This is a genomic window from Kribbella voronezhensis, assembly GCF_004365175.1.
In the GTDB taxonomy this organism is placed as follows: Bacteria; Actinomycetota; Actinomycetes; order Propionibacteriales; family Kribbellaceae; genus Kribbella; species Kribbella voronezhensis.
On the sequence record NZ_SOCE01000001.1, the window covers coordinates 5,024,923 to 5,043,050 of the forward strand.

Sequence of the window (18,128 nt, forward strand, 5' to 3'; positions counted from 1 at the left end):
AAGTGCTCATTCGGTGAGCACTTATCCGGCGCATGCTCTTGGTTATGAGCACACAGACCGCGCAGGTAGTCACCGATGAATCAGCAACCGAGCTCGCGACCGTCGCCGAGTGGCGCGAGTGGTTGACCGCCAACGCGGACGCGGAGCGCTCGGTCTGGCTCGTCATCCACAACAAGACCAGCGGGCGGGCGAACTTCGAGATGCCCGAGCTGGTCGAGCAGGCGCTCTGCTTCGGGTGGATCGACGCGAAGGCGATCAGGCGGGACGGGGACAGCCGGTATCAGCAGTTCACTCGGCGCAACCCGCGCAGCACCTGGAGCCGGATCAACCGGGACCGGATCGAGAAGCTGACCGCCGCCGGACTGATGACGCCGGCCGGACAGGAACTGGTCGAACAGGCGAAGAAGAGCGGGGCCTGGGACTGCCTGGCGGAAGCGCAAGCCGGCATCATTCCCGCCGACCTCCAGACCGAACTCGACCGCAATCCCGTCGCCGCGAACCATTTCGCGGCCTTCCCGCCGTCGTCCCAGGTCCGCATCCTCAGCTGGATCGCCGGCGCCAAGCGTCCCGAAACCCGCCACTCCCGCATCACCGAAGCGGTCGCCCTCGCCACCATCAATTGCCGCGCCAACCACCCGAACTAAGTAGTGGTGCTTGCAGGGGATTCGAGGCGTTCTGCGGCCGGGGGATCGGCGGGCGGGGTGCGGAGGGACTTGAGTTTGCGGACGGCTGGTTCGGTGTAGCGGGCGGTGATCGGGCCGAGGATGACCAGGATCAGCACGTACGCCGTCGCGAGCGGGCCGAGTCGTGGTTCGACACCGACCGCGAGGCCGGCGATCACGATGGAGAACTCGCCGCGCGCCACCAATGTCCCACCCGCGCGCCAGCGACCCGCGGGTTTCACGCCCGCCTTGCGAGCGGCGTACCAACCGGTGGCGATCTTCGTCAAGGCCGTGAACACGGCGAGCGCCAACGCGATCCCGAGCACTGGTGGGATGTCAGCCGGATCCGTGCTCAGCCCGAAGAACACGAAGAACACCGCCGCGAAGAGATCCCGCAACGGGCTCAGCAGATTCCGGGCACCCTTCGCGACCTCGCCGGACAACGCGATGCCGACCAGGAACGCCCCGACCGCGGCCGACACCTGCAGCCGCGCGGCGATCCCCGCCACCAGCAGCGTCAGACCCAGTACGACGAGCAGCAGCATCTCGGGATTGTCCGAAGACACCGCGCGGCTGATCAGCCGCCCGTACCGGAGTGCCACGAACAACACGATGCTCACCGTGCCCAGCGAGATCAGCAGCGTGATGCTTCCACCGGCGAACCCGACACCGGCCAGCAATGCCGTGAGAATCGGCAGGTAGACCGCCATCGACAGATCTTCGAGGACGAGAATCCCCAGCACCACCGGTGTTTCCCGGTTGCCCAGCCGGCCGAGGTCGCCGACCACCTTCGCGATCACGCCCGACGACGAGATCCAGGTGACACCGGCGAGCGCGACGGCCGCAACCGGACCCATTCCGAGCAGCAAGGCGATCGCGGCTCCGGGCAGAGCGTTCAGCAGGAAGTCGACGATGCCGGATAGGTACTGCGTCTTGAGGGTGCCGACGAGATCGGCTGCGGTGTACTCGAGTCCGAGCAGCAACAGCAGCAGGATCACGCCGATCTCGGCGCCGGTGGCAACGAACTCCTCACTGGCATCCAACGGCAGCAAACCGCCGTGCCCGAAGGCGAGCCCGGCCAGCAGATAGAGCGGAATCGGCGAGAACCCGACCCGCCCGGCGATCCGCCCAAGAATGCCGAGGGCAAGCAGTACAGCACCGAGCTCGATCAACAACGAGGTCGTCTCGTGCATCAACTCACCACCCAAACCACGCACAGTCCAGCCGAAAGTGGCGCGAAGTGGTGTCGCAGCACCTCATCGCCTCGGGTGCGGTGCGGCGGGTGGTGGGGGGAGGGCGGCGGGGTGTGGCGTCGCATCAGCTCACCGCCCCGAGTGCGGTGCGGCGGGTGGTTGGGGAAGGGCGGGGTGTGGTGGCGCATCAGTTCAGCGTCTGGGGTGCGGTGGGGCGAGGGTGGGGAGTGGGGGCGCATCCGGTTAGCCGGCGGTGATGAGGTTGGAGACGGCGTCTACGCCTTCGCGGGTGCCGACGACTACCAGGGTGTCGCCGGTTGCGAAGCGGAAGTCCGGGGTCGGCGAAGGTGTCGCGCCAGTTCGCCGGAGTACTGCCACGATCGACGCTCCGGTCCGGCTGCGCGCCTGGGTGTCGCCGAGCGTGCGACCGGCGTACGGCGATCTGGCGGTGATCTGGATCTGCTCGGTGACCAGGTCGATCTCGATCGCGGTCGGCAGCGCATCTGTCGGGCTGGGTAGGAGCAACTGGCTGAGTGCGGCGGCTTCGCCGGGATGAAGCGGCACCGAGTCGCGGCAGTTGTCGTCGTCCTCCGGATCGTGGAAGCCGAGGAACCGCCGGCCGTCGGTGTGCACGACCACCGAGACGTGTTTGCCGCCTTCGGTGGTCAGGTCGTACCGGGTGCCGATCCCGGGCAACGTCGTCCTGGTCGGGTGGGCCTGCTGGTCCATACCGCTCCGATCCGCAATAGCTGGCGTCTGCAACCATTGTCCCAGGCGATTCCAACCCTTCACTGTGATTCACCTTGCAATCAGGTGCAGTGCAACGAGTTGCATAGCTAGATTGACCGGTATGGCGTTGGAGCACGCGATCCTGGTGTCGCTGACCGAGCGGGCCGGGTCGGGGTACGAGTTGGCGCACCGGTTCGACCGGTCGATCGGGTTCTTCTGGCCCGCCACCCACCAGCAGATCTACCGGGTGCTGCGCAGGATGGACGAGGCCGGCTGGGTCACCCACACCGAGGTCGCGCAGGAAGGCCGCCCGGACAAGAAGGTCTACCAGGTGTCCGCAACCGGCCGGGACGAACTGGCCCGCTGGCTGGCCGAGCCGGTCGACCCCGCCGTACTCCGTGACGGACTCGCGGTGAAGATCCGAGGCGCGTCGCTCGGCGACACAGCCGCCGTACTGCGGGAAGTCGTGCGCCACCGTGGTGAGCACGCCGCCCTGCTCGAGGTCTACCACGGCATCCGGCGTCGCGACTTCCCCAAGCCGGCCAAGCTCAGCGGCCGCGAACTCCATCAGTACCTGGTACTCCGCGGCGGCATCCGGGCCGAGGAATCCTTCCTGGCCTGGTGTGACGAGGTCATCGAGGCAATGCGATCGGAGCAGTCATGAGTGCGTACCCGAACCTGCTGGCGCCCCTGGACCTCGGTCACGTCACCCTCAAGAACCGGGTGATCATGGGCTCGATGCACACCGGGCTGGAGGATCGGGCCAAGGACCTGCCCAAGCTTGCCGCGTACTTCGCCGAGCGGGCGCGGGGCGGCGTCGCCCTGATGGTGACCGGTGGCTACGCGCCGAACCGGACCGGCTGGCTCACGCCGTTCGGGTCCAAGCTGACCAGTCGCCGGCAGGCCCGCAAGCACCGGATCGTCACCGATGCCGTGCATGCCGAAGGTGGGCTGATCGCGTTGCAGATCCTGCACGCCGGGCGGTACGCATACCACCCGTTCAGCGTGTCGGCCTCGGCGTTGAAGGCGCCGATCAACCCGTTCAAGCCGCGAGCGCTGTCGGATCGAGGAGTACGCCGCCAGATCGACGCGTACGTCGAGTGCGCGGCGCTGGCGCGCGAAGGCGGATACGACGGGGTCGAGGTGATGGGGTCCGAGGGGTACTTCATCAACCAGTTCCTGGCCGAACGGACCAACAAGCGCAAGGACCGCTGGGGCGGTAGCCCGCAGAACCGGCGCCGGCTGGCGGTCGAGATCGTCCGGCGGATCCGCGAGCGGGTCGGTCCGGACTTCCTGATCATCTACCGGCTGTCGATGGCCGACCTGGTCGAAGGCGGCCAGAGCTGGGAAGAAGTCGTTGCACTGGGCAAGGAGATTGAGGCGGCCGGTGCCTCGATCATCAACACCGGCATCGGCTGGCACGAAGCCCGGGTGCCGACGATCGTCACCTCCGTACCGCGGGCGGCGTTCACCTCGGTGACCGCCTCGTTCAGTCCGCACGTGAGCATCCCGGTGGTCACCTCCAACCGGATCAACCTGCCGCAGGTCGGCGAGGAGGTGCTGGCGCGCGGCGACGCCGACCTGATCAGCATGGCCAGGCCGTTCCTGGCCGACCCGGAATGGGTGCTCAAGGCAACCACTGACCGGGCCGACGAGATCAACGTGTGCATCGCCTGCAACCAGGCCTGCCTGGACCACGTGTTCGCGAAGAAGACCGCCAGTTGCATGGTGAACCCGCGCGCCGCGCACGAGACCGAACTGGTACTGCTGCCGACTCGGCGTACGAAGAAGATCGCTGTGGTGGGCGCGGGGCCTGCCGGGCTGGCCGCCGCGGTGACCGCGGCCGAGCGGGGGCATCAGGTCGAGTTGTTCGAGGCCGATGACGAGATCGGTGGGCAGTTCGGGATCGCGCAGAAGATCCCCGGCAAGGAGGAGTTCGCCGAGACGATCCGGTACTACCGGCGGCGGCTCGACCTGACCGGCGTGAAGCTTCACCTCGGTCATCGGGCGACTGCCGAAGATCTGAACGGGTTCGACGAGGTGGTGCTGGCAACCGGGGTCGTCCCGCGCGTGCCGGACATCCCGGGCATCGAGCACGAGAAGGTGCTCTCGTACGTCGACGTCGTACGGCATGGACGCCACGTCGGTACATCGGTCGCCGTGGTTGGCGCGGGCGGGATCGGCGTGGATGTGAGCGAGTTCTTGACGACGACCGAGTCGCCGACGCTGGACCTGGCGGCGTGGAAGGCCGAGTGGGGCGTCGCGGATCCGACGGTCGCGCCGGGCGCTCTCACCACGCCGCGACCTGAGGCGTCGCCGCGCAAGGTCTACCTGCTGCAGCGCAAGCCCGGAAAGATCGGCGCCGGCCTCGGCAAGACCACCGGCTGGGTGCACCGCGCAGCCCTGAAGAACAAGCAGGTCGAGCAACTCCGCGGCGTCAACTACGAACGCATCGACGACGAAGGCCTGCACATCACCTTCGGCCCCCACCACGAGAACCCACGCACCCTGGCGGTCGACACCATCGTCATCTGCGCCGGCCAGGAACCCGTCCGCGACCTCGCCGCCACCCTCACCACCCCCGTCCACCTCATCGGCGGCGCCGACGTAGCAACCGAACTAGACGCCAAACGAGCCATCAACCAAGCCACCCGCCTCGCCGCCACGCTGTAAGAACAAGAGAGTCGGTTGAGGTTCGAAGCGGGCGTAGGACGGGCTACTTGGTGGTGGCGGCTTTGGCGGCTGCCTTCTTTTGTTGTTTGTACTCGCGGACCTTTGACAGCGAGTCGGCATCTACTACGTCGGCGACTGAGCGGTGGCCGTCGAGGGCGTAGTCGCCGGCTGCTTCCTCCCAGCCGTCGGGGCGGATGCCGAGTTGCTTGGCGAGCAGGGCGACGAAGATCTGGGCTTTCTGCTTGCCGAAGCCGGGGAGTTCCTGGACCCGCTTGAAGAGTTCCTTGCCGGTGGTCGGCTCGGTCCACAGTCGCGTCACGTCGCCGTCGTACTTCGACTCGACCAGCGCGGCCAGTTCCTGCAGCCGGGCCGCCATCGACCCGGGGAAGCGGTGGATCGCCGGCGGCCGGCTGCACAGCTCCTTGAAAGCCTCCGGCTCAGCGGCGGCGATCGCGGCAGGATCCAGCGTGCCGAACCGGCTCAGCACCTTCCACCCACCCCGGAACGCGTGTTCCATCCCGTACTGCTGATCCAGCATCATGCCCATCAGGACGGCGAACGGGTACTCGTCGAGAACTTTGTCGGCTGCCGGTTCGTTGGCGATCTGAAAGCCCATAGCCGCATGGTCCCACGAGCCTGCGACCTGACGGTCAGGGCCACCGCGACAATTTCGCCTGACCAACCGAGCGCCGGCGACCCTCCGGCCGTACTGCGGTACGCGCGGCAACCTCGTCGTACGGGCGTGCGGGTTAACCCCTGTGCCTGAGGTGATCCACGCCGCAACGCGGGCGGGTGGCGGGTGTCGGGCCTATGCTCAGCGAGGGCGGGCGACGACGTGGAGGAGCGCGGATGGAGATCCGGGATCTGGATCGGCGGGCCGGCGCATTGCTGGGCGAAGTGGTCATGCAGGTGCGGCCGGAGCAACTCTGGTTCCCGACGCCGTGCCCGGACTGGACGGTTCGCGGGCTGCTGCGGCACATCGTCAGCGAGAACGAGGGCTTCGCCGCCGCTGCCACCGACGGGTCGGCACCCGTCCAGACCTGGACCGGCGGGCGGCTCGGCGACAACCCGGCCGGCGCGTACCGGCGGTCGAACGCGCGGGTCGCCGAGGCGTTCGCCGACGGGGGAGCGTTGGACCGGCCGATGGAGGTCCGCGAGTTCGGCACCTTCCCGCGCCGGGTGGCCCTGACGTTCCGGCAGCTCGACTGCGTGGTGCACGCGTGGGACCTGGCCCGGGCGATCGACATCCCGTACGACCCGCCCGCCGACATGGTCGAGATCGCGCTCACGCTGGCCCGCCGCATCCCCGACACCGACTCCACCCGCGGCCCCGGCGCCGCCTTCGAGCGCAGCGTCAAGGTCCCCGGCGACGCCTCGGACCTCGCCACCCTCCTCGCCCTCCTGGGCCGCAACCCCGACTGGATCTCCCCCCTCGACTGATCTCTGTACTACGAGGCGCCCACCACCCTGGTACTACGGCGCTCCCGCGCTCCCTGCTCCGGGCGCCGCCCCGCGCTCCCGTGCTCCGGGCGCCCCGCGGCACACGTCGTACTGCGATGGTGTCCGGATCTGTGGGGTTCGCGTCCGGTTCGGGCGGCCCGTGGGGGTCTCGCGTCGGTGAGGCTGGAACTCACCACCGAGGAGGACCTGTGAACCGCATCGCCGACATCGAGATCCCGGACAGCAAGCTCGCCACCGAGGCGACCGAACTGGTCCGTGATCTCACCGACGACCTGATCTACCACCACTCGCGCCGGGTGTTCCTGTTCGGCTCGTTGCAAGGCCGGGACCTGAAGTACGACCCCGAACTCCTGTACGTCGGCGCGATGTTCCACGACCTCGGCCTCACCAGCGCCTACCGCGATTCGATGCAGCGCTTCGAACTCGACGGCGCCGACGCGGCCGCCGCCTTCCTCCGCGACCGCGGCATCAACGAAGCGGACGCCGAGCTCGTCTGGACCGCCATCGCCCTGCACACGACGCCGGAGATCCCGCACCACCTGCGCCCCGAGGTCGCGCTCGTCACCGCCGGCGTCGAGGCCGACGTACTCGGCATCGCCCTCGACCGCATCCCCGCGGCAGCGCGTGCCGAGATCGTCGCCGCGCACCCGCGACCCGACTTCAAGAACCGCATCCTCGAAGCCTTCACCCGCGGCATCGAGCACCGCCCCGCGACCACCTTCGGCAACGTCAAGGCCGATGTCCTGGCCCGCTACGTCCCCGGCTTCCAGCCGATCAACTTCGTCGACACCATTCTCACTTCAGCCTGGCCGGAATAGTCACTCCGGCGTCGGCGTGACTGCGGCGATCCCGCCCGGAGCAGCGGCGCCCGACAGCGCGTCGTACGACGTCAGCGAGATCTCGTCCGGGCTGCCCGCGGCAGCCTTGGCGAGCAGCGGGCGGAACGGGCGGGACGTCATCAACCGGGTGGCGGCGTCGCGGAGCACGATGCCGGTGCGCGTCATCGGCATCGCCATCTTGATCCCACCCGGTGGCAGCTCCATCCGCTGGCCGACATACGGCTGCATCCGAGCCTGGTACGCCGGGTACGCGCGCAAGTGGTTGCCCTCGGCAATGGCCAGTTCGCTCGCCAGACAGTAGGCGCCCACGAGCGACAGCGCAGTACCGTGTCCGGCCAGTGGCGAACCGCAGTAGCCGGCGTCGCCGATCAGTACTACGCGACCGCGCGACCACTCCGGTACGACGACCTGGCTGGTCGTGTCGAAGTAGAAGTCGTCCGCGTCGGGCAGTTGCTCGAGGATCTTCGGCGTATGCCAGCCGAGCCCGGCAAACGTTTTCGCCAGTAGCGCCTTCTGCTCCTGCACGTCCCGCCGGTCGTAGCTGATCGTGGCGGACCGGAAGTTGAGCAGTGCCTTCGCCTGGCGTGGGTCGTGATCGGGTCGCAGCCCGACCCAGCGACCACCGGGCGCCGAGTAGATCTTCATCCACCCGTCCAGCGGCTCGGGGGTCTCGACGGTGAAGAAGGCGCCGTAGCCACCGAGATGACGGACGTACTCCGACTCCGGCCCGAACGCGGTCGACCGGACCTGCGAGTGCACCCCGTCGGCCCCGACGACCAGGTCGAACCGGCGCTCACCGCCTTCCCGGAACGTCACCACGACACCGCGGTCGTCCTCGCTCAGCGCGGTGACCGAGTCGCCGTACAGGTACTCGACGTCGCCCGCCGTCGCGTCGAGCAGGATCTCGGCGAGGTCGCCGCGAAGGATCTCGAGTTCGGCGACCGGGCCGGCGCCGTCGAGCAGTTCGACCGGCATCGCGGCGGACCGGCGTCCGGAGGCTCGCACGTACTCCATCCCGCGCTCGTGCATCAGCCGCGCCTCGATCGCCGGCATCAGCCCCATCCGGGTGACGACCTCGCGGGCGATGCCGCGGACGTCGACGGTCTGGCCGCCCGGGCGGGGCGTGGCGGCGACCTCGACCACGGTCGGGCGGAACCCGTACCGGTGCAGCCAGTAGGCGAGCGCTGGTCCGGCGATCCCGGCCCCGGAGATCAATACGTTCTTCGACATCTGCCGACTTCCTTCCACTGGGGTAGTGCACGTACGGTGTATACGAGGACGTTAACCAGCTCTGCCGCTCTACCCCGGGTGATTCCGCTGCTGCCCTAGTGCACCAATTTCTGGGGCGGTCTGGGTGGAGCGGGCGGGGCGCCGCAGACCGTGACCGGGTGCATCAGGTGCACTAGTGCGAGAGGAAGTCGATGAACGACGCGCCGTACCAGCGCATCGCCGCGGAGCTCCGGAGTCTGATCCGGACGGGCAAACTCAAACCGGGCGATCGGGTGCCGTCGACCCGCGCCTTGGTCCGCGACCACGGCGTCGCAATGGCCACGGCGACGAAGGTCCTCGCCCTGCTCCAGCAGGAACGCCTCATCCACCCTCGCCCAGGCATCGGCAACGTCGTCGGCCCACCCCCACGCCGCTCACCCGCCACCTCGAACCACCCCACCTCCACCCGTACGCCGCCCCACCGCCCACCCAGCAACACCAGCTCCCTCCGCACAACACCCCACCCCCCGCCCACCGCTGACGCCCCCGCCCGCCCCGCCACCCCCGGCCGCGCTGACACGCTTGGTCGCCCCACCGCCGCCGATCGTGGCTCCGCGCCTGGTTCTTCCCGAGACGACCGCCTTGGGGTGGCTGGGCGGGTTGAGGTCGGGGAGGAGTTGTTGAGTCGGGAGTTGGTGGTTCGGGTGGCGATCGGGATCGCTGATGCGGAGGGGATGCCTGCGTTGTCCATGCGGCGGATCGCGACCGAGTTGGGGGTCTCGACGATGGCGCTCTACCGGTACGTCGGCGGCAAGGACGCTCTCATCCTGCAGATGGTCGACACTGCGATCGGCGATTTCCCCTTCCCCACAAGGCGTCCCAGCAACTGGCGCGACGCCATCGAGCAAACCGCGCGGCTGCAGTGGGCGGCGTACCGGCAGCACCTCTGGTTGCCCAGTGCTCTCACAGTCGGCCGCCCCCAGGTGCTCCCGAAGCTACTGCCACACACCGACGCCGTACTGCGTGCCGTCGCCGGCTTCGGCCTGGACGCGAGCACCGCCATGTACGCCGCGATCACCGTCTTCGGCTACGTGCGCGGCGTCGCGCTCAACCTCGAACCCGAGGTGCAGGCGGAGCAGGACACCGGCCTGACCGCCGACGAGTGGGCCGCGCACCAGGCGAGCCTGCTCGGCGGCCTGGTGCAGACGGAGGATCTCCCGGGGTTCCGGGCGCTCGCGATCCCGGACGGTTTCGACTTCGACTTCGACCTTGACCAGCTCTTCGAGTTCGGTCTGGCGCTCGTCCTCGACGGCCTCGCGGTCAGGCTCGGCGTCTGACGATCGCGGGACACTTGTGCTGTGCGGTTCTGCGCAGCCGCACCGCTACGCTGAGTGTTCGACGGAGGAGGTGGCATGGCGCTGGAGCCGGTGTTCGCGCCCGACGTACCGCTGCAGGTGCGCCGGCTGTACGAGCGCAAGCCGGAGCTGTTCGTCCCGGCCGGGCAACCACGACCGAAGCGCGAGACCTCCTGGTCGACCGCGCCGGGAGCGACCTTCGGATCGCTGCTGGTCTGGCTCGCGATCTGTGTCGGCGGCTGGATCCTCGGGCTCATCGTCTTCGCCATCACCCTGCCGACCGCGGTCGCCGCGTGGTCCGCGCTCGCGCTCGCTGTCGTCGCCGTCGTACTGACGGGTGGGGTCGCCGTCAGCTCGGCCGTCGAGGACCGCGCTCACAAGGCGGTCCGGTTGCAGCACGGCAAGTACCTGTTGCCGGAGGACTTCGACGAAGAGGCCGGCCGGGTGCTCGGCCGCGCCCAGCGTGCGGTGAGAACGGTGCTCGGGGCAACGGTCACCCAGCGTGGCCTGCTCGACGAGATGCAGAACGACCTGGTCCTGCCCGAGCAGCTGTGGGACATCGGCCAGGTCCTGCACGAACAGTCCGTACTCCGCGCCCGCCAGCGCGACATCGCCCGCGGGATGGCGACCGCCGAACTCGAAGCCGTCCTCGGCCCGCAACGCCGTGCCCTCACCCGCTCGGCCGATGCGATCAAGCGCAAGGTCGAACTACTCGAGCGGTACGCCGACCGGGTCCGTTCCGCCGACGCCGCCCTTCGTGCTGAGGCGGCTTTGGAAGACGGCGATCGCTACATCGAACTCCTGGCCCGGACGGAGCCGGCCGGTGACACCAGCGTCGTCCAGGGCTTCGCCGACGAGGCCGCGGCCCTTCGCGACACCCTCTCCCGCAGCATCGAATCAGCCAGAGCCGCCGGGCGGACCCTGGCTCTCCCGGACTAGCCTTCGGCCATGAGCCGGACTGTGATCGTTGCGGGCGGGACTGGTGGACTCGGGTCCGCGGTGACCGCGGAATTTCTGACGGCCGGCTGGCGGGTCGTCGTACCGGGGCGCAGTGAGGCGACGCTCGCCTCGCTGGGGCAGCACGAGCGGCTGCAGACGCTCGTCGCGGACCTGTCTGATCCGGCGGGTGCCCAGCAGGTCGCCGAGCTCGCTGCCGCTGATCAGGACGCGCCGGTCAAGGCGCTGCTCAATCTCGTCGGCGGATTCGCTTCCGGCGCGAGAGTGCACGAGACGCCGATCGAAGACTTCGAGAACCAGCTTCGTCTGAACCTGCGCCCGATGTACCTGATCACGCAGGCCGCGCTCCCGCACCTGATCGCGGCCGGCGGCGGAGCGATCGTCTGTACGTCGAGCGGTTCTGCGCTGAAGCCCTTCTCCGGAGCAGCCGGCTACATCACCGCGAAGGCCGGCGTACTCGCCTTCGTGGATGCGCTCGCCGTGGAATACGCGAAGGACAACATCCGAGTCAACGCGATCATCCCCGGCACCATCGACACCCCCGCCAACCGCGAGGCCCGACCAACCGCCAACACCACCACCTGGACCCCACCCGCCCGCATCGCCACCGTTCTCCGCTTCCTGGCCGAGAACGACTCACTCACCGGCGCCCATCTCCCGGTCTGAACTAGCTGTTCCGTTCCTCGATCAGCAGGGCAACTCCGGCGAGGATGCGCTCGAGGCCGAACTTCAGCGCGTGTTCCGAGTTGATCGCCGCCTGGTGTTGCTCGCCGGTCGCGGAGCCGACCCGCCCGGCGACGGGGAAGCGGTCCGCCAGGGCGCCCATGTAGTGCGCGAGGGCCGGTCCCGTCGTGAGCCACCACTCCGCGTCGGTCATCCCTGACTCGCGTTGCGTGCGGAGGTGCTCGGCCGCGGTACGCGCCGTGCCCCGCACGTGCGTGAGGATCAGGTTGAGCGTCGAGTCCATCTCGACGTCGGTCAGCCCGAGTCCGTCCAGCGGCCGCAGTTCGGTCTCGTACTTGGCGATGATGTTCGGGCCGACGGTCGAGCGGACGGCCGGCACCTCATGGATCCACGGGTGCCGCATCAGCAGGTCCCAGTTGCGCTGGGCAACGAACTCGAGCGCACCACGCCAGCCGCCCGGTTGGCGCACCGGCTCGTCGGCATCGGCGTACAGGTCGCCGTAGACCGAGTCGTACATCAGCACGGTCAGCTCGCCCTTGCCCGGCACGTGCGTGTAGAGCGACATCGTCCCGGCCTTGAGCTGCTCGGCGACCAGGCGCATCGAGACCGCCTCCAGCCCGTTCGCGTCGGCCAGCTCGATGGCGGTGTCGATGATCGCCCGCAGCGTCAGCCCGGAGCGGCCGGGCTTGGTGTGGGTGCCCCAGAGCAGGGCCAGGCTGCGCGCCGGATCGGCCGCGGCGGTCTTTTTTCCAGGCACGGGAACAAACCTTAGCCGGTCGTCGTTGAGCTGATCGTTCATGAGTCGTACGATGTACGGTACACTCTACGGCTCAAGTGTCAGAGGGGATGGTCGTGCAAAGGGTTGAAGTGCCAGAACGCGTGATCGTGGCAAGCGAAGTGCGCAAGAACTACGCCGGCGGAAGCGAGGGAGCGGGCCTGAACGGGTTCGACCTGGAGGTCCAGGCCGGCACGGTGGTCGGCCTGCTCGGGCCGAACGGGGCCGGCAAGACCACCGCCGTACGAATCCTGTCGACGCTGCTCGCGCCGGATTCCGGCGAGGCAACGGTCGCTGGGTACGACATACGTCGCCAGGGCGGGGAAGTTCGCCGGCGGATCGGCCTGGTCGGGCAGTATGCGGCGGTCGACGAGATCCTCACCGGACGGCAGAACCTCGTGCTGTTCGGCCGGCTGAACCACTTGTCCCGGCCGACAGCGATGCGCCGGGCGGACGAGTTGCTCGAACGGTTCGCGCTGACCGCGGCGGCGGACCAGGCAGCCGCGAAGTACTCCGGTGGTATGCGGCGCCGCCTCGATCTGGCCGCCAGCCTGATCGTCGCGCCGCCGGTGTTGTTCGTCGACGAGCCGACGACCGGGCTGGATCCGGCCGCGCGGATCGAGGTCTGGTCGGCGGTCCGGGATCTGGTCGACGGCGGGACGACGGTGTTGCTGACCACGCAGTACCTGGAGGAGGCGGATCGTTTGGCGGACCGGATCTCGATGCTCAAGGCAGGCAAAGTCGTTGCCGAGGGCACACCGGACGAGTTGAAGGCGGCCTTGGGCGCCGACTGGCTCGACGTGGTGCTGCTCGATCCCGCTGATGTCCCACGAGTGCGGGCGTTGGTGGAACCGCTGGCCGCCGGGGAGCTCCGGGTCGACGACCTGCGGGTGAGCATCCCGGTGCGGGATCGCACCCGCGCGTTGGTGGACGTCGCGACGTCGTTGCGGGAGGCAATGATCGAACCGGAGGACATCACCTTGCGGCGGCCGACGCTCGACGAGGTCTTCCTGCACCTGACGGCTGAGGAGGTGGCGGCATGACGAACCGTTTCGGCTGGGCCCTGGCCGACGGCTGGACGATCGCGCGGCGAGACCTGACGCACTGGCGGATGCAGCCCGGTCCGGTGATCTTCAAGTGGTTCTTCCCGGTGCTGATGCTGCTGATGTTCGGCGCCCTGCTCGGCGGCGCGATGGAACGCCCCGAGGGCCAGTCGTACTACGAGTTGCTGGTGCCCGGGATCTTCGCGCTGGCCATGCTGTTCGGACTCGAGTCGACGATGCTGGCGATCACCGAGGATGCGGCGAAGGGCGTCACCGACCGGTTCCGTTCGCTACCGATCAGTTCGACCGCGGTGGTGCTCGGCCGGTGTATCGCGGACCTGCTCGACTCGATCGTGACGCTCACGGTGCTGGTGGTGACCGGGCTGGCGCTGGGCTGGCGCTGGCACGGCACGTTCGCGGCGGCGCTGGCCGCTTTCGGATTGTTGCTGTTGCTCCGGTTCGCCTTGCTGTGGGTCGGCATCTTCATCGGCCTGGTGGTGAAGAATGCACAGAGTGTCGCGATGGTCCAGGTGCTGGTGTGGCCGATCGGGTTCCTGTCCAGCGCCTTCGTGGCGACCTCGACGATGCCGTCGTGGCTGGGTGCGGTCGCGCAGTGGAACCCACTGTCGCTCACCGCGACCGCGGCCCGGTCCTTGTTCGAGAATCCGGAGACCGCGCCGGCCTCGTGGATCGGCGACCATGCCATCGCGGCGGCCGTCGCCGGGCCGTTGCTGCTGACCGCGGTGTTCTTGCCGCTCGCAGCGACCCGGTTCCGGAAGCTGTCGCGCTGACGGAGGGACGGGAGGCCGTGTTGAGGGGCGCGGCCTTCCGCCCGCAGTACGGGCTCGTGTGACCGTGGTGCCACGGTCAGCGAATTTGACCAACAATCGAACTCCTGTGCGATCCTTGCCTCATGGGGAGCAACAGGAGATATCCGCGGGAGCCGCCGCCGGACAGTCGGCGGCGGCACTGCTGGGTGCTTGCCACAGCGCACGAGCGGGGTCCGTGGCCCGGCCTGATCCTGGAGTGGCGGCGGACCAACTCCGACGACTGGATGGCCCGGGTGGTGTACGTGCCGAATCCGAAGGAGGCCAAGTCGGTCGAGGCGTGGTTCGCGGCCGGGCTGCTCCGCCCGCTGGAGCCGCCCGGGCTGTCGCCGCGGCAGCAGCCCCGGGTGCCGCCGGGCCAGGTCGACTTCCGGTGACCTGGGATCGGTGAAGACCCGCAGACGGTGAAGTAAACCGATCGCCGCTCGGCGGCGTCTGAAGAAGTGTGCGTCTTGGGTACTTGACGCACACTGGTATCGGGCGCTGACAGGGGAGCTATGGGGAGTCGATCACGCGCGACCCGGGCGAAAGGCCGCCCCGGGCGGCCCGGTCGCGCCCGCTCCCGGACAGTGTCCGGTTCGCTCGGACTGACTGTGCTCAGCGCGTTGCTGCCCGGTGTCGGCCTCATCATCGGCGGCCGGCGGCGGCTCGGCGCTTTCGTCCTCACGCTCAGCTTGGGACTGCTCGGTCTCGGCGTGTACGTCGGCCTGACGCGTCGCGACGAGGTGCTCGCGGCAGCCGTGGTGCCGAGCCGGCTGCTGATCACCAGCGTCGGTATCGGACTGCTCGCGCTGCTCTGGATCATCGTGATCGTCGGCTCGCACCGGTTGTTGCGTCCGGCAACAGGTGGCCCGGGTGGGCGTGCGCTCGGTGCGGTGCTGGTCGGCCTGCTCTGTTTTGCGATCGCGGCTCCGGCGGCGGTCGGCGTACAGAATGTCCTTGCTCAGCGGTCGCTGGTTCAGAACGTGTTCCAGTCCCAGGCGGACAGCAAGAGCGCGACGCGGCCGAGCACGGTCAACGTGAAGGACCCGTGGGAGGGCAAACCCCGGCTGAACCTGCTGCTGCTCGGCGGCGACGACGGCAAGGGCCGGGTCGGCGTACGGACCGACACCGTGATCGTGGCGAGCATCGACACCAAGACCGGTGACACCGCGCTGATCTCGATGCCGCGGCAGCTCACCTTCATGCCGTTCCCGGAAGACTCGCCGCTGCACAAGCTCTACCCGGACGGCTTCGGCAAGGAGGGGCTCAGCCTCGAAGGCCGACTGGAGTGGATGCTGACCGCGATGTACCAGAACATCCCCGACGCACACCCCGGCATCCTCGGCCCGTCCGACAACCAAGGTGCCGACGTCGTGAAGCAGTCCGTCGGCGAAGCGACCGGGCTGAAGATCGACTACTACCTGCAGGTGAACCTGCAAGGCTTCGACGAGATCGTCGACGCGCTCGGCGGCATCACCGTGAACGTCAACGAGCGCGTCGCGATGGGTGGCATCAGCAGCGCGCACATCCCACCCGGCCAGTGGATCGAACCCGGCCCGAAGCAGCACCTGGACGGATTCCACGCCCTCTGGTTCGCCCGCGGCCGCTACGGCGCCGACGACGACCAGCGCCAGATCCGCCAGCGCTGCGCAATCAAGGGCATCGTCGACGCAGCGGACCCGACGACTTTGGTCACGAAGTACCAGGCAATCGCCAAGGCCGGCAAGCATTTGCTTCGGACGGACATTCCCCAGGAGCTGCTGCCCGCGTTGGTGCAGCTGGCCCTGAAGGTCAAGTCGGCGACGGTCTCGAACGTCTACCTCGACGTGTCGAAGCTGAAACTCAAATACCTCCACCCCGACTACAAGGGCCTCCGCGAAACCGTCCAAAAGGCGTTGGAGTCCAAGCCCTCCGACACCCCGGCAAAGCCCACCACCTCCACGCCCCCCACCAAGCCCGGCAAGTCGGCCACCCCCGGCAAGACAGCAACGCCGCCGCCCCCCACCCAAAACCTCAACGACGCCTGCGCCTACCACCCCACCGGCGACGACAGCTGACCCCGCCGTACCCACGCCGCCGCCTACGGGCGCTCCTCCGTCGCGTCCTCCGGCGTCTGGCTCCCACCCGCCCCAGACGCGGGCTCCTTCGTCGCCCGCTGAAGCTGGGTGCCTGGCTCGGGTTGCCGGGTAGGTATCTGAGGACCGCCAGAGATCTGTCAGCCGTCACGCTTGCCGAGGCGCCGTGCCACATCATCTTTTCGACGTGGTGGTAGCCGGGGGGAGGCGCGGATGGATGGGCCAGCGTTCCAGTTCTGAAGCGGCACGGGCGTCGCGAGGCTTGCGGGTTGTCAGGGTAGGGCGGTTGTGGGTTCGTTCTCGGGTGGCGTTCTGCGCCAAGTGATTAGGAGGGCGGCGATGCCCAGCAGTGATACCAGGGCGAGGAGGCCGACAGACAACATCGTGAAGACGTGCACCTGCTTGGAGGTGGGTGTCGGTAGGTAGCCCATCGAGAGCAGCCGGTACTGCCACGGCGTACCGGTGAGCACGAAGGTCAGCGCGAGCGCGATGCTGTGGGTGGAGTCCCACAGTGCGTGCAACAGCGAGACTCCCACGTAGGTGAGGAGAACCGCTCGGTCGAGGCGGAATCGGCCCGAGCGCGCTTGCCGGAACAGCACCCCACCGAGGATCGCCGTCCAGAGCCCGTGTCCGAACGGTGCCAGCACGCTTCGCAGCAACTCGGTCTCGACGAGAGCGGTCAACGACAGCCCCTTGACGGTCAGCAGCGCGTTGAAGGCGTAGCCGGCCGACTCGAACGCCGCGAACCCGAAGCCGACCGCGGCACCGAGGACGAATCCGTCGCGGCCATGACGTCGCGCCAGGTGCCGGGTGACGAAGACCAGGGCGCCGAGCTTGGCGGCCTCCTCGATCAGGCCGACAGCGACGAACAACAACGGCGACGGTTCCAGCAGATAGGTCTCCAGCACGGCCGCGGCCAACACACCCAGCAGCCCGCCCACCACGAAGGCACGGATGATGAGTTCGGCGGTGATGTGCTCGTCCCGCCACCTTTCGAACGACCAGGCTACGAACGTCAGCGGAACGAGAAAACTGCCGAGCAGGATCAGGGTGGGGACCAGATTGGCGTTGGCGGTCAACAGTGTGACGACGAGGCTGGCGAGCCACAGCGCGAAGCCGATGCCGAAGATCTGGGCCCACTGACGGTGGCCGCGTCGATGGGTCGGTCTGCCGGTGCTGACGGACGTCATCGCAGGGACAGCCCGGTTCATGACTTCGCGCGCCACCGGTCGCGGACCTCGTCCGCGACGAACGCGAGCCCGATGGCAAGGAGCCAGACATCCTTGGCGATCGGGATGCCGCGCTCGGTCGGGCGGAGGCTGCGCTCCTGCCGCAGGCCCGGGGTCCGCAGGTACAGGCCGAGGAGGCCGCCGGAGAAGGCGATCAGACCCGCCCCCGCCAGAGCAGCCGGTACCACCGGTACCAGGAGAGCCGCGCCGAGTGCGATCTCTCCGGCCGACAGGGCTCCGACGAACAGCCGGGGATCGAGGCGGTCGAGGGCGGGATAGGCGCTCGTCGCGAATCCGTGGGTCTGCTTGGCCGCGTCGTCGTCCGCCCGCAGCTTGGTCAGGCCGGAATTGAGGATGAAGGCGCCCGCGCCGGCCCGCAGCGGCACCTCCCAGGCCTTCAGTCGCAGATTCACGGGTTCGTCTCCTGTCTCGCCG

The 18,128-nt window shown here is 68.6% G+C and carries 19 protein-coding genes; 12 read left to right on the forward strand and 7 right to left on the reverse strand.

Annotation, left to right across the window (positions count from 1 at the left end):
* The first annotated feature begins 44 nt into the window (after positions 1–44).
* On the forward strand, positions 45–644 hold the full coding sequence (locus EV138_RS23520; protein WP_133980950.1) for a YdeI/OmpD-associated family protein: 600 nt from the start codon (positions 45–47) through the stop codon (positions 642–644).
* Here the strand turns inward: EV138_RS23520 and EV138_RS23525 are convergent.
* Positions 641–1,855, reverse strand: coding sequence for a cation:proton antiporter (locus EV138_RS23525; protein ID WP_133980951.1), 1,215 nt, complete (start codon positions 1,853–1,855; stop codon positions 641–643). The genes EV138_RS23520 and EV138_RS23525 overlap by 4 nt on opposite strands.
* 243 nt (positions 1,856–2,098) lie before the next feature.
* Positions 2,099–2,584, reverse strand: a complete 486-nt coding sequence (locus tag EV138_RS23530; RefSeq protein WP_133980952.1) for a cation:proton antiporter regulatory subunit — start codon at positions 2,582–2,584, stop codon at positions 2,099–2,101.
* A 121-nt stretch (positions 2,585–2,705) separates the two neighbouring features.
* Here EV138_RS23530 and EV138_RS23535 point away from each other — a divergent pair, with 121 nt between their 5' ends.
* Entirely contained in the window at positions 2,706–3,248 is a 543-nt protein-coding gene (locus tag EV138_RS23535) for a PadR family transcriptional regulator (protein ID WP_133980953.1), read from the forward strand.
* On the forward strand, positions 3,245–5,257 hold the full coding sequence (locus tag EV138_RS23540; protein ID WP_133980954.1) for an NADPH-dependent 2,4-dienoyl-CoA reductase: 2,013 nt from the start codon (positions 3,245–3,247) through the stop codon (positions 5,255–5,257). The genes EV138_RS23535 and EV138_RS23540 overlap by 4 nt, the downstream gene beginning before the upstream one ends.
* Positions 5,258–5,300: 43 nt before the next feature.
* Here EV138_RS23540 and EV138_RS23545 read toward each other — a convergent pair whose 3' ends face one another.
* A complete protein-coding gene (locus EV138_RS23545) occupies positions 5,301–5,873 on the reverse strand; it encodes an HhH-GPD-type base excision DNA repair protein (RefSeq protein ID WP_133980955.1) in 573 nt (190 codons plus the stop codon).
* 233 nt (positions 5,874–6,106) lie between these two features.
* Between EV138_RS23545 and EV138_RS23550 the strand changes: the two genes are divergently transcribed.
* Together EV138_RS23550 and EV138_RS23555 are read left to right on the forward strand one after the other, a co-directional pair.
* Entirely contained in the window at positions 6,107–6,697 is a 591-nt protein-coding gene (locus EV138_RS23550) for a TIGR03086 family metal-binding protein (protein ID WP_133980956.1), read from the forward strand.
* Between the two features lie 209 nt (positions 6,698–6,906).
* A complete protein-coding gene (locus EV138_RS23555) occupies positions 6,907–7,536 on the forward strand; it encodes an HD domain-containing protein (protein ID WP_202866801.1) in 630 nt (209 codons plus the stop codon).
* Here EV138_RS23555 and EV138_RS23560 read toward each other — a convergent pair whose 3' ends face one another.
* Entirely contained in the window at positions 7,537–8,787 is a 1,251-nt protein-coding gene (locus EV138_RS23560) for an FAD-dependent monooxygenase (protein ID WP_133980958.1), read from the reverse strand.
* A 191-nt stretch (positions 8,788–8,978) separates the two neighbouring features.
* Between EV138_RS23560 and EV138_RS38180 the strand changes: the two genes are divergently transcribed.
* The 3 genes from EV138_RS38180 (at position 8,979) to EV138_RS23575 (ending at position 11,744) form a co-directional block, all read left to right on the forward strand.
* Complete coding sequence (locus EV138_RS38180; protein ID WP_133980959.1) at positions 8,979–10,103, forward strand: TetR/AcrR family transcriptional regulator C-terminal domain-containing protein; 1,125 nt, start codon at positions 8,979–8,981, stop codon at positions 10,101–10,103.
* A 75-nt stretch (positions 10,104–10,178) separates the two neighbouring features.
* Complete coding sequence (locus EV138_RS23570; protein ID WP_133980960.1) at positions 10,179–11,060, forward strand: hypothetical protein; 882 nt, start codon at positions 10,179–10,181, stop codon at positions 11,058–11,060.
* Between the two features lie 9 nt (positions 11,061–11,069).
* Positions 11,070–11,744, forward strand: coding sequence for an SDR family NAD(P)-dependent oxidoreductase (locus EV138_RS23575; protein ID WP_133980961.1), 675 nt, complete (start codon positions 11,070–11,072; stop codon positions 11,742–11,744).
* Between the two features lies 1 nt (position 11,745).
* On the opposite strand, the gene EV138_RS23580 is transcribed toward EV138_RS23575, so the two are convergent.
* On the reverse strand, positions 11,746–12,519 hold the full coding sequence (locus EV138_RS23580) for a TetR/AcrR family transcriptional regulator (protein WP_202866802.1): 774 nt from the start codon (positions 12,517–12,519) through the stop codon (positions 11,746–11,748).
* A 128-nt stretch (positions 12,520–12,647) separates the two neighbouring features.
* Here EV138_RS23580 and EV138_RS23585 point away from each other — a divergent pair, with 128 nt between their 5' ends.
* The 4 genes from EV138_RS23585 to EV138_RS23600 all read left to right on the forward strand — a co-directional run bounded on the left by EV138_RS23585 (position 12,648) and on the right by EV138_RS23600 (position 16,446).
* Entirely contained in the window at positions 12,648–13,580 is a 933-nt protein-coding gene (locus tag EV138_RS23585; RefSeq protein WP_369410814.1) for an ATP-binding cassette domain-containing protein, read from the forward strand.
* Positions 13,577–14,371 carry an ABC transporter permease gene (locus EV138_RS23590; protein ID WP_133980964.1) on the forward strand — a complete coding sequence of 265 codons (795 nt, stop codon included), beginning with the start codon at positions 13,577–13,579 and terminating at the stop codon, positions 14,369–14,371. Before EV138_RS23585 ends, EV138_RS23590 begins: the two co-directional genes overlap by 4 nt.
* A gap of 122 nt (positions 14,372–14,493) precedes the next feature.
* The gene (locus tag EV138_RS23595; RefSeq protein ID WP_133980965.1) at positions 14,494–14,784 is read left to right on the forward strand and encodes a hypothetical protein; all 291 of its coding nucleotides are present in this window, start codon (positions 14,494–14,496) and stop codon (positions 14,782–14,784) included.
* Positions 14,785–14,904: 120 nt separating this feature from the next.
* On the forward strand, positions 14,905–16,446 hold the full coding sequence (locus EV138_RS23600) for an LCP family protein (RefSeq protein ID WP_133980966.1): 1,542 nt from the start codon (positions 14,905–14,907) through the stop codon (positions 16,444–16,446).
* 290 nt (positions 16,447–16,736) lie between these two features.
* On the opposite strand, the gene EV138_RS23605 is transcribed toward EV138_RS23600, so the two are convergent.
* Positions 16,737–17,654: a PrsW family intramembrane metalloprotease gene (locus EV138_RS23605; RefSeq protein WP_133980967.1), complete on the reverse strand. Its 918-nt coding sequence runs from the start codon at positions 17,652–17,654 to the stop codon at positions 16,737–16,739.
* A gap of 17 nt (positions 17,655–17,671) precedes the next feature.
* A complete protein-coding gene (locus EV138_RS23610; protein ID WP_166678661.1) occupies positions 17,672–18,106 on the reverse strand; it encodes a hypothetical protein in 435 nt (144 codons plus the stop codon).
* Positions 18,107–18,128: the final 22 nt, after the last annotated feature.

What these genes read in the sequence shown, in the direction of transcription:
- EV138_RS23520 (WP_133980950.1), top strand. Translation starts at nt 45, where the DNA reads ATGAGCACACAGACCGCGCAGGTAGTCACCGATGAATCAGCAACCGAG.
- EV138_RS23525 (WP_133980951.1), bottom strand. Translation starts at nt 1,855, where the DNA reads ATGCACGAGACGACCTCGTTGTTGATCGAGCTCGGTGCTGTACTGCTT.
- EV138_RS23530 (WP_133980952.1), bottom strand. Translation starts at nt 2,584, where the DNA reads ATGGACCAGCAGGCCCACCCGACCAGGACGACGTTGCCCGGGATCGGC.
- EV138_RS23535 (WP_133980953.1), top strand. Translation starts at nt 2,706, where the DNA reads ATGGCGTTGGAGCACGCGATCCTGGTGTCGCTGACCGAGCGGGCCGGG.
- EV138_RS23540 (WP_133980954.1), top strand. Translation starts at nt 3,245, where the DNA reads ATGAGTGCGTACCCGAACCTGCTGGCGCCCCTGGACCTCGGTCACGTC.
- EV138_RS23545 (WP_133980955.1), bottom strand. Translation starts at nt 5,873, where the DNA reads ATGGGCTTTCAGATCGCCAACGAACCGGCAGCCGACAAAGTTCTCGAC.
- EV138_RS23550 (WP_133980956.1), top strand. Translation starts at nt 6,107, where the DNA reads ATGGAGATCCGGGATCTGGATCGGCGGGCCGGCGCATTGCTGGGCGAA.
- EV138_RS23560 (WP_133980958.1), bottom strand. Translation starts at nt 8,787, where the DNA reads ATGTCGAAGAACGTATTGATCTCCGGGGCCGGGATCGCCGGACCAGCG.
- EV138_RS38180 (WP_133980959.1), top strand. Translation starts at nt 8,979, where the DNA reads ATGAACGACGCGCCGTACCAGCGCATCGCCGCGGAGCTCCGGAGTCTG.
- EV138_RS23570 (WP_133980960.1), top strand. Translation starts at nt 10,179, where the DNA reads ATGGCGCTGGAGCCGGTGTTCGCGCCCGACGTACCGCTGCAGGTGCGC.
- EV138_RS23575 (WP_133980961.1), top strand. Translation starts at nt 11,070, where the DNA reads ATGAGCCGGACTGTGATCGTTGCGGGCGGGACTGGTGGACTCGGGTCC.
- EV138_RS23590 (WP_133980964.1), top strand. Translation starts at nt 13,577, where the DNA reads ATGACGAACCGTTTCGGCTGGGCCCTGGCCGACGGCTGGACGATCGCG.
- EV138_RS23595 (WP_133980965.1), top strand. Translation starts at nt 14,494, where the DNA reads ATGGGGAGCAACAGGAGATATCCGCGGGAGCCGCCGCCGGACAGTCGG.
- EV138_RS23600 (WP_133980966.1), top strand. Translation starts at nt 14,905, where the DNA reads ATGGGGAGTCGATCACGCGCGACCCGGGCGAAAGGCCGCCCCGGGCGG.
- EV138_RS23605 (WP_133980967.1), bottom strand. Translation starts at nt 17,654, where the DNA reads ATGACGTCCGTCAGCACCGGCAGACCGACCCATCGACGCGGCCACCGT.